This window comes from Seonamhaeicola maritimus, from assembly GCF_008056315.1.
Classification (GTDB): domain Bacteria; phylum Bacteroidota; class Bacteroidia; order Flavobacteriales; family Flavobacteriaceae; genus Seonamhaeicola; species Seonamhaeicola maritimus.
This window is the reverse complement of the sequence record NZ_VRKQ01000010.1, coordinates 1,119,780-1,131,736: the sequence shown is the minus strand read 5'-3', so window position 1 is coordinate 1,131,736 and position 11,957 is coordinate 1,119,780. Positions and strand designations below refer to the sequence as shown.

Sequence of the window (11,957 nt, the reverse complement as noted above, 5' to 3'; positions counted from 1 at the left end):
AAGATACCGAATCTAGTTCAGTACAAGCAAATATAATCAAAAAGCCTTTCTGAAACAGAAAGGCTTTTTGATATTATTCCGAAGAGATGCTCTTTATATTATCATCATAAACTCTATCTATTAAAAGATGCCTTGGATCTACAGCCGCCTTTCTTGGTAATGAATCTACTTCAACTGTAAATGTCATTTTAGGTTTATCAATCTTAACTCGTTTTTCAAATAACAGATTTTCCTCATCAGCATCAGAAAACACACCTATATCAATCCAATCATTAATAGCTACTTTCGTCTCATTTCCTATAGAATCTGCCTTAATTTTATAAGATTCTATATTCATTGATACTTCATATTTTCCATTATCCAATTTCTTGTAATTAGCTTCTTTCATTCTATTATCATAAAGCGTAATCTCTTTAAACCAATCTTTAATTAAATAATCAAGAGAATCAGGTACTTGTGGTTCTAGATGTTCTAAGAAATCTAAAGAAGTTGGATAAGGAGGCTTCTTATATTTATATTCATTAAGAAAATCTCTCATGGCTTTATTCACCTTCCCCTCACCAATATAATCTTGAAGTGCATACAAAATTACGCTTCCTTTGCCGTAGTGTATATGTCCTTGATTTTCTACTTTATACAATGGCAGCTCATTATCAACCTCTCCACTTCTACCTCTTAAATACCTGTCATGGTCATATTTAAGAAACTCTCTCATTTTCATTGGGGTTTTAGAAATCCCTTTCATGGTCATTAATGCCGAATACTCTGAGAAACTTTCACTCATTAAAGTACCTCCCTGCATATTAGCTCCTACCACTTGGTGCGCCCACCATTGATGCCCCATTTCATGAGCTATAACAGCATCTACCACATTATTATCTTCTTCGTCTTCTAGGTTAATAATAAACCCTATTGCCTCGGAATATGGCATAGTTCCGGGAAATGCCTGAGCAAATGATGCATATCGAGGAAACTCAATGATTCTACATTGTTTATGGTAATAAGGTCCGAAATTTTCTGTATAATATTTCAATGAACGCTCAACGGCATCTAACATCATCTCTACATTCATTGGATGCTTTTCATCATAATAAACTTCTATATCAATACCATTCCAATTGCGTTTCGCTATTTGATATTTAGCTGAAATAAAAGAGTAAAAATTCTGTGATGGATGATCTGATTTGTAATGATAATAATTACGGCCATTTTCTTCCCACTGCTTCTGCAATGAGCCTGGTGCAACTGCTATTTGATCTGATGAAGTAGAGATTACCGTTTCAACATTTATATAATCTGAACGTCCATCAGACAAATAATTTGCCATACAGCTTTCAGAGCAATTCTCCTCTAATTCTGGCATTCTATCCTTTGGCTTTAACCCATACTTTTTACGCGTGTTTTTATCACTTAATTCAGACCCTGAATTATACCCTAAACTTGGCAAAATTTCAAAGTTGTTTAAAAAGGTGCCGTTATTTACAACCCTTGTACTGCCTCTACCATTTTCAAACCCTTTTGTGATGTACTGTGTATTTACTTCAATTTCTATAGAACTCTCTGGTTGTAACGATTGGTTTAGTTTGTAAATAAGGTAACCAAACTCTTCATCTTCTAAAACCAATTCAGAATTGGGAATATTTATTTTCGGTTCCCATCGTTCATTAATTACAAAATGAAGCGAGTCTATTGCTGTACTGTTTTCATTGGTAAGTCGTAATTTCGATTTCACCAACACATCTCGTTTATATGGGAAAATGTCAATAAAATATTTAGCATCTGTAACTTTAGGATGCTTTACCTTTTCATACTTTTTATATTTCTTTTCAAAATCTGAAAATAATACTTCTTGCTCTTCAGAAGTTCTATAGGTGTTTAAAATCTGAGTATTATAGTACACATATCCGGCAACAAGAGCCCAAACTACAACAAATACCAACGTTAATATTTTATAACTTTTTGGCACTTCTTTTTTAGCAATTAGGATTTTGTCTTTTAAGGAACTTATAACGCCTCTATTCCAAAGTGCTCCGGCAATTAATAGACAAATAACCGCAAATAACACCCAATACAGATTAAACCACATAGCGCTTTTTAAGCCTGGACCAAATCCATTCATGTCTGAATATTGTAACGATGGACCAGCTCCTATTTCCACCATATTACTTTGTATATCTAAAATGGCCAGAATAATTTCCCAAATAAATATGATGGCAATTGAAATGAAATACCCAATATATTTATTATTCATAACCACCTGAATCATAATCATAACCCCACTCCAAACAATATATAATATCAGGTTTGAATAAACAAAATCGAGAAAATAGACATCTAATTCAATTCTGGTATATCCTTTTAGGAATTGATAAATGACACCACAGAACACAAAAAAAACATGTAGAATTGTAGTAACTCCTACTAGTGAAAGCGCTTTTGCCGATAGTGATATAAGCGACTGATGGGGTGTAGCATCGATTACTTCATTTATTTTATTATCTCTATCTCTCCAAATAAGTTCACCACTAAAGAAAACTAGGGTAATTACAACAAATATTCCAGAGGCATTATTTATTAAGTCAATAAGCTTATAAGTTAACGGATAAGATTGCAATCCAAAATATTCAAACCCTCCTACTAAATTGGAAATGAGAATGATGGCGCTAAAAATGAACAAAATTTTAAAGGTTACACTTTTAACAATGCTTAAAAAATTAACATAGAAAAAGCTTTTAAACTGCAACCAATTTGTCTTTTTGTTATACTCAAAATGAAGTTCTGGTAAAGTAAAAACCTTACTACCTTTAATGGAGTCTTTCTTCTCTTGCTTGATTTTTTTGTTTTTCTCTTGAAACGAAAAGCTTAAATAAGACACCAATAAAATGGCTAGCCCCACCAAAACCCATATAAGTCTATTCCATAGAATTAAACCTTCAAAACTAGGACTAAGGGTATTCTTTTCAATAGGTGTGTAATACTGTGTATGTATAGCGTATGTTCTATTTCCAAAAATATCTGTGAGTGCTGCTAAGGTTTCGTTATCAACATCAGACATTAATGTCCCAGAAATAATGTAGGCAACAATAATGATTAGTGTTCCTGCAAAAGAAATTACGGTGCTTCGCCATTTATTTGCTATTGCATAAATAATAGCCCCAACAAAGAACATATTAGGTAAAACAAATATGAGATAATTGTTTACAAAAGTTTCTAAATAAAAACTTCCAAAACGTTCAGCATCAACCCAACCAAAAGGAGGTGCCATAACCGAACCTACCAATACCCCTATATAAACACCTAATAAAGGAATAGTGGACAATAACAAGGCTCCAAAAAACTTACCAAAGAAGTACCCAAATTTACTTAAAGGTGTACTAAATATAATTTCGTTGAAGTTGTTATTAAAGTCTCTTAAAGCCGCATTATTAAAAAAGGCTGTAGCAATTAACAATCCGAAAATTGTCATTACGCTAATGTAAATGGTAATAACATGTGGTGCATTTTTATAAACGTTACCAACAGATTCACCTATTCTAACATTATCACTTACAATAGCGAAAAAAACCAATAAGCTAATTATACCCAAGAAGATATAAACCATGGGCTGCTTTAAGGTATATTTTAATTCTGAAAAAAAGAATGTTTTAAGCATGATATTAAATCTAATTGGTTAAACAAGAACGTTAGATGTGTTTATTCTTGAAAAGAATACATCTTCTAAATTTGGTGTTACCAATTCAAATCCTTCTTCGGGATGCGAATCACTTAATACATGGATTAGAGGTTTCCCTCCAGACATTTTATTAGAAATAATATTATAGCCGCTTGCGTATGATTTTAGTTCATCTCGTTCTACCAACTTTCTATAAACTCTACCATTTAGTTCTTCAATAGCCTTTTGAGGCGAACCTTGATAAACAATTTGACCTAAATTCATTATAGCCATTTTTGTACACAACTCTCTAACATCATCAACTATATGTGTAGAAAGAATAACAATAACATCTTTACCCACATCTGCTAATAGATTGTAAAACCTATTTCTTTCACTAGGGTCTAGACCTGCAGTTGGTTCATCTACAATGATCAATCTAGGAGCTCCAATTAACGCTTGAGCTATACCTACTCGTTGTTTCATTCCACCTGAAAAGCTTTTTACACTTTTATTTCTCTTCTCGTATAAGTTAACCTTGTCTAATAAATAATTAACCAGTTCCTTTCTCTGAGACTTCTTAACAATCCCTTTCAAAATAGCCATATGGTCTAGAAGTTGTTTGGCTGTAATTCTTGGATAAACACCAAACTCCTGAGGCAAATACCCCAATACTTTACGTAATTCAGCAGGTTGATTTAAAATATCAATATCTCCTAAAGTGGCTGTTCCTGCATCTGCTTCCTGTAATGTAGCTAAGGTTCGCATTAATGAAGATTTTCCTGCTCCGTTTGGTCCTAATAATCCGAAAATCCCATTTTCAATTTCAATAGAAACATCATCTAATGCTTTTACTCCATTAGCATATGTTTTTGATAAGTTGGCAATAGTTAGTTTATTCATTGAAAGTGCTTTTAATTGGTTAAAACAATGGTTAGACGAACTTTGTGGAAATTCGTTACATTTTAAATATACACAAAAAAATCCCTTCCGTTTTGGAAGGGATTTAGAATCAAAATTAGATTTTTGGTTTGTTTATTGGGCTAATTAAGAATAGTAAACTCGCAACGTCTGTTAATATCATACTCTTCATCTTCACAAATACCTTCTTCAGTACATTTGTTTAGTGGCTGCATTTCGCCATAACCAATACTTTTTAATCGGTCTCTCTCAATACCTTGGCTCACTAAATATTCTAATGTTGAAGCGGCTCTGCGTTTAGATAAATCTAAATTGTACTGATCTGAGCCTCTGGCATCTGTATGGGCCGACACTTCTACTTCCATAGATGGGTATTTCTTCATTAAATCTACTAGTACATTCAGGGTAATAGCTGCATCTTCGCGAATATTAGACTTATCAAAATCGAAATATATTTTATCTAACTCGACTTGGACATCACCTTTTTCATTTTCTTTAACGCGTTCTTCAGCATCAGCAAATGATTCTAACGACAAATAAATATTATGATGAACTTTTCCATTACTATCTGTTGAAAATTCAACATCTTGTGGAATATATGCTTTTCTAGTTCCTCTTATTTTATATTTTTTATTAGGCTCAATTTTGAATAGGTAATCAGCTTTATCTCCTACAATAGAATCTTGAAGTACATTTCCACTATCATCAAACAAAGTAACTAAGGATTCTGGTAATAACACTTTACTGTTTTTATCTTGTACAAGACCTTCAACCATATACTTAGTCAAGATATTTTCTTCTCTTGAAAAAGTGTACAATCTATCATACCCTGTTCTATTAGAAGACATATATCCTTTATCATTCTTCTCTTTAACAACATAAGCAAAGTCATCTAGACTACTATTTATAGAGCTTCCTAAATTAACTGGTTTATCAAAACTTCCGTTTACAGAATTACTTCTATACACATCCAAGCCACCATAACCTTGATGACCAAGAGATGAAAAATACAGTACGTCTAAATCACTAATGAATGGAAATTGCTCTCGTTGAGGCGTATTTATTTTATTTCCTAGATTTTCGGGTTCTCCATAAGTTCCATCATCACTAATTGATACTTTAAAAATATCAAAGCCTCCTAAAGTTCCTGGCATATCACTAGCAAAATAAAGTATTTTACCATCTTTACTTAAACTTGGATGCTCTGTACTATATGATTTGGAATTAAAAGGTAATTCTTTTACGTTAGCCCATTCTCCATCAATAAATTCTGCCTTAAATATTTTAATATGAGCTATTCTTTCTCCATCTACTTTAACCCTAGAACTATTGGTTCTATTAAAGTACATGGTCTTTCCATCCTTACTAAAAGTAGCATTGCTTTCATGTGAATTGGAATTTACTTCGTCTGAAAAAGAAGTAATATTTTCTAGTTTACCATCAGTTGTTAGAGTAGCACTGTACAAGTCTAAATATGGTAAATTATTCCAGCTATAAGTTGGATTTTCATTGTTCCTAGCTGAAGCAAAAGCCACTTTATTATTATCATAAAAAGACAAACCAAAATCATTACTGGAATTCACATTATCTAATACCTTAAGATCAAAGATATGAGGTGTTGTTTTTTTGTTCAATTCAATAAAAGCATCGGTATCAATTTCTTCTCCGTAATATGTGCTAAGTTGAATATCGGCTTCTTTATAATTCTTAACACCTTTTAAAGCTTGGGCATATCTGAACCTTAAATCATTATCCAAAGAATCTTCGTATTTACTAAACAACTCTTTATAGGCAGTAATAGCCTTTTCTATATTTGAGTTAAAGTAATAACTATCTGCCAAATTTTGAAGCACCACTTTTGAACGATCCTTGGTTTCATAAATTTCAGCAGCTTGTGCATATGCTTTCATTTCAAATAGTTTGTGTGCTCTTTTCAAATTACCTTTTTGAGCCAGCATCGTTCCACTAACTAATAAAAGGCCTGTAAGTATGTATATATGTTTTTTCATCTTTATAGTCTTTAATTTATTAGAAGAATCTCGGTGAACGATCATAACCGCCTTTAAGTCCGAATAAATCAACATCAAACAGGATGAATATTTCGTGAGATCCAGAATTGAAATCGCCTAGGTTGGTCGTTGTGAAATCATAAGCATAGCCTATTCTTAAATCCGGTTTCACTCTAAAGCTTACCAAACCATTTATGGCATCATCTAATCTATATCCTAAACCGGCTTCTAGTTTTTCGTTGATTAAAACATTGGCAGTTATATCTAAAGCTAAAGGCGCTCCTTTAACGGATTTAGCCATAAATGCTGGCTTAAACTTTAAGTTTGGATTCAAATCAAACACATAACCACCTGTTAAAAAGAAATGGATGGCTTCAACACCTGATGCGGTTATGCCGTTTTCAGTTTCAATATGTTTTGTTGTAAGCATATTAGGAGCTGAAAGACCGAGATAATAATTATCTGTAAAGTAAAAGGCTCCTATTCCTAAATTTGGAAAGGTTTTACTAATATTCTCATTAAAGGCAATATCTGTTGAAGACCCTCCTGATTGCAATACGAAATCATTAAAGTTCACATCAAAAAATGTTAATCCAGCTTTTAATCCTAAAGATAATTTTCCTTCTAAACCAACGGGTAAAACATAGGCGAAATCTGCATACATATTATTTTCTTGAACAACGTCACCAATATTATCATTGGTAAATGATATTCCCATTTCAATTTTCTCATTAATAGGTGTATGGGCAAAGAAGGTTCCTGTTTTTGGAGCGCCTTCCATACCAACCCATTGTGTTCTATATAACCCTCCTAAATTTAAAATGGCTTCATCTGCTGTAGCATAAGCGGGGTTTATTATATTCATGTTATACATATATTGTGTAAACTGTGGATCTTGTTGTCCAAAGCTTTGAAGTGATATAAACATCAAACTTAACAAAGCAACTATCTTATAATATTTATTTAAATGTTTCATTTTTTAAATTTTGCTTTGTTACTATCTGTTTAAATATAATCGGCCCTGCTTTGGCTTATTTACACCATCGTTAAAATTGAAAATGTAGAAGTACACCCCTACTGGTAAATCCCCACTTCCCATTGTCCTGGATTGGTTTGATTTCCCGTTAAAGCGTGGTGTGTTTGCATTCCCTTTATAAACAATATTTCCATACCTATTATAGATTTCTATTTCAAAATTTGGGTATAGGACATCTAGGTTATCGTAATCATATGTATCATTAACACCATCATCATTTGGTGAAAAACCATCGGGCAGAACTACCTCACCACAAGCTGTTAAATCTGGAGTTACCGGTAAACGTGTACTACTTTCGCAACCCGTAATTGGATCTACTAATACAGCATAATACGTTGTTCCGTTTGAAAGTTCTAAAACATCATTAATTACTGAGCCTCCTGTTTCAGCATCATACCAAACAACATTGTTTGCATTTGAATCATACTCAGTAATATTGGTTGTTAGATCCATTATAGTTGGGGCATCATTGATACAATACTCCATATTAGCATCTGCTAATGTTGGCATTGGTGAATCATTAACTGTAACTGTAATTTGTACCGATGTTGAAGATGGACAACCACTCGCACCTGTTTGAGTAGCAAAATAATCTTCGCCATCAATTAGTGTTTCTGTTGGCTGTAAAACTACTGTTAAAGTAGCATCTGTATACCAAATAATTGTTCCCGTTGCTGATAAGTTTGAATCTAAATCGGCTACAGCAGGATTATCAACCAAGCAATATGAAGGGTTTGGATCTATTACAGTTGGAGGAACACTATCGCTTACGGCAACAGTAATTGTTGCACTGGATTCCATTGTACATGGGGCTGTTGGCGGAACTGTATAGGTGTAATCGCCATCTACATCTGCTAATGGATCAAATACTCCTGTTCCACTCGCTAACGCTGGCGACCATGTTCCTCCTACATCAGCACCTCCTAAAAAGTCAAACAAATCGGTTGGTCCATCTGCCACACAAACTATTATAGAATCATCTGTTCCAGCATTCGCAACTTGGGTAACAGAAACCGTTACAGTACTGCTTACAGTACCACAATTATTATCTAAAGAATATGTATAAACACCTGCTGTGTCAATTACTGGATCAAACACTCCGGTTCCACTTGCTAATGTGGGAGACCAAGCTCCTCCAATATCTGCTCCTCCTAAAAGAGGAAATAAATCCGTCGTACCGCTATCTCCACATAAACTAATTGCTGCTGGGGTTCCAGGATTTAAAGCTTCCTCAATGGTTAAAATAACATCAACACTGGCATCTAAACAAGGCGTCACGGCCGCTATAAAATATGTGAAATTATAAGTACCTGTCGCAAGCATTGTTCCATCTAAGGTATTGCCTGAAACAGCACCTGTTCCATCATTATCTTGCCAAACCCCACCAGCATCTTGAGTACCATCTAAAGTTGAAAATAAATCAATACTACTATTAGTATTACATTCGGTTATGGCTGACCCAGGATTTCCAGCTATTGGTGTTTGATTTACTGAAGCTGTTACTAAGGTTCTAACTGAAGATTCGCAACTTGTAGATGGATCGGTTTGAGAAGCATAATATGTTCCACCATCTGTTAAATCAATAGTACCAGTTAATGGTGTTCCGCCCGTAGCTTGATCATACCATTGTATATTAGTTCCTGTAACCACAATATCCCCAACTGTACCCGCATCACAAAACGATTGAGTAGGTGAAGCTGTAGGTGGCGGCGGATCATTTATTATTACAGATACTGTTACTAAAACATCATCACAAGACCCTATGGCTGCAACATCATAAGTAAAATTGTAAGTTCCATCTGCAAGACCATCTACAGTAAGTGTATTATTTGATAAAGCGCCTGTTGTATCATCATCATTCCATGTACCAGTTTGGTCTTCGTCTTCCAATAAGTCAAATAGATTAACGGTTTGACCAGCTGTTAATTCTATAGTGCAAAATTCTAATGGTGCATTAGGTGTGCCTGATTCTGGCGCATCTTCAACAGTTACGACTACGGTTGAACTATTTGAACATCCATTAGTATCTGTTATGGAGTAAGTGAAATTATAAGAACCTACTGCCAATAGCGTAAGATCTACATCGGTACCACTTAAAGCACTTGTGGCGTCATCATCTGTCCAAGTTCCACCAGCGTCCTGACCTGATAATTGTCCTAATAAACTAAGCGGTGAATTAGCCTCTAAATCATTTTCACAAAAAGTAGCCGGTGTAGGTGTTCCTGTATTTGGTAACGGATTTATTGTGACTGAAACTGTAGCCAGTACATCGTCACAACTTCCAATAGCATTAACATCAAAAGTAAAATTGTATGCTCCCGAAGTATATCCCGATAAATCTACAGAATTCGAAATAGTGGCTCCGGTATTATCTGTTCCGATATACCATGTTCCTGTTTGGTCTTCCCCTTCTAATAAATCGAATAAATCATAAGTTGAAGGAGCTTCTCCTTCGCAATATTCTGGGAAAGTTGCAACAGGGATTCCTGACTCTGGCGCTGGTTCCACAATTATAGTTATTGATTCAGTATCTGAACATGCGCCATTATCAATAGTATAATTAAATGTATAAGGGCTTCCCGAAACCGTAAAACCAGTGATATCTATTGAATTTGAAATTGTGGTATTTGACGAATCTGTCCAAGTACCATTATTATGATCTTGAGAAGCATCTAAAGCATTAAATAAATCGAATGGTGAATTAGCTGCTAAATCATTTTCACAAAATGTTTGGTTCACAGCATTTCCAGCATTAGGATCTGTTAGAACAACTACTTGAACCGTTATTGATTCTTCCAAACAAGGACTTGGCGCCAAATTTTGACTGTAAGTGAAATTATGTGTTCCCACTGTTAAACCACTTAAATCTATGGGGCTTGTAACAACCGGATCTGTACTTAAAGTACCTTGTGTCCATAGTCCATTTGAATCTTGGCCAGATAATAATGTGCCCAGATCAAAGTTTGTTGGTAATTGAGACTCACAATACGTGGCTGGATTTACCCCTGAAGGTATTCCAGAAGTAAGTGTTTCATAAACTGTAATGACGACTGTTGAAACTCCATCTGGGCAAAATCCTGTACTAGGAACAGTATATGTAAATGTATAATTCCCAGCGGTGGTTAATGTGGAAATATTAACGGTTCCCGAATGACCATTAGAGGTTGTTAATGGTCCAGACCAAGTTCCTGTTGTATCTGGAGTTCCTCCCAGTTCATCAAATAAATCAAAATCACCTATTGGTAAACTATCATCACAATACTCCAAAGTGGATGATGTTCCAGGGTCTACGGGAGTATCTATTGTTACCGTAACTGCTACCGAATTACTAACACAAAAAATATCATCTACTTGAACATAGTAAGTATTTCCACTTACCAATGGTGTTAAAGGTGATAAAGCCGGCGGTATAGGGTTTCCAAAAGCATCTAGGTTTTCGTACCAATTAATATTAGTAGATGTTGTTCCTGCATCCAAATTCCCAACCATAGGGTTAGCTGTTGAACAAAATTGCTGATTAATTGGAGGGCTTGGATCTTGGGGAGATGTGAATACCCCTATTTGACCCACCTCTATTTGACTCTCACAGCCTACATTATCTAAAAAAACAATATAATAGTTTGCTGCCCCACTTATAAGTAGATCACTAGCATTGGACAAATTAGTTAAATTGAAATCATAGTAAATCAGAACCGAACCACCTACAGGAATACTGGGTTGTAATACATCATCGATATAGGTTTGGATGGTTGCGTTTTCATTACTACAATAAATTTGATCTAAATTTTGATTTGATGGGTTTACTTGAAAGTTCACCACAATTGACACTCTTGAACCACAAGTTCCAGAATCATCATCTGCATAGTAGGTGCCTTCATCAACTAGTTCGTTTGGGTTATAAGAGCTACCACCTATGGAAGCACTATACCAAACAATTCCGTTACCATTATCTGTGGCATAATCTGAGCTTAAATCTGCAAAAGTGTAACCAGATGCGTCGCAAATAGTAGGGATGGGGTCAGTAATTGTCGGACATTGTCCGTAAGTTACGAACGATGACCATAACAATGCCAAAATATAGGATGCCTTTCTTAGTACATACCTACACGAGGGTTTTATTTTCATTATTAAATTATTAAAATCATATTAATTAACTGTATGATAGATTGAAAATTATTCTTCCTTTTAACAGAATTAATCTTACGATTTAATTACATAGTGCAATTTAACTATTTTTTTTGTATTTCATCGAGTTTTTACCATTTAATCGTGTTTATTTACTTTTAATCGTATATTTAAACCAGTCTTATCTTACGTATTTAGTATAATAAGCCCGTTT

At 34.4% G+C, this 11,957-nt stretch carries 5 protein-coding genes; all 5 read right to left on the bottom strand.

The window, feature by feature from the left end; all coding sequences use genetic code 11:
* Positions 1 to 73: 73 nt before the first annotated feature.
* Positions 74 to 3,652 (bottom strand): M1 family aminopeptidase, encoded by a 3,579-nt coding sequence (locus tag FUA22_RS13075; RefSeq protein ID WP_147769000.1) that lies wholly within the window; start codon positions 3,650 to 3,652, stop codon positions 74 to 76.
* Between the two features lie 18 nt (positions 3,653 to 3,670).
* Positions 3,671 to 4,555: an ABC transporter ATP-binding protein gene (locus FUA22_RS13070; RefSeq protein WP_147768999.1), complete on the bottom strand. Its 885-nt coding sequence runs from the start codon at positions 4,553 to 4,555 to the stop codon at positions 3,671 to 3,673.
* A gap of 140 nt (positions 4,556 to 4,695) precedes the next feature.
* Positions 4,696 to 6,582, bottom strand: coding sequence for an OmpA family protein (locus tag FUA22_RS13065; RefSeq protein ID WP_147768998.1), 1,887 nt, complete (start codon positions 6,580 to 6,582; stop codon positions 4,696 to 4,698).
* 19 nt (positions 6,583 to 6,601) lie between these two features.
* Entirely contained in the window at positions 6,602 to 7,558 is a 957-nt protein-coding gene (locus FUA22_RS13060) for a PorP/SprF family type IX secretion system membrane protein (RefSeq protein ID WP_147768997.1), read from the bottom strand.
* Positions 7,559 to 7,579: 21 nt separating this feature from the next.
* On the bottom strand, positions 7,580 to 11,743 hold the full coding sequence (locus tag FUA22_RS13055) for a gliding motility-associated C-terminal domain-containing protein (protein WP_147768996.1): 4,164 nt from the start codon (positions 11,741 to 11,743) through the stop codon (positions 7,580 to 7,582).
* Positions 11,744 to 11,957: the final 214 nt, after the last annotated feature.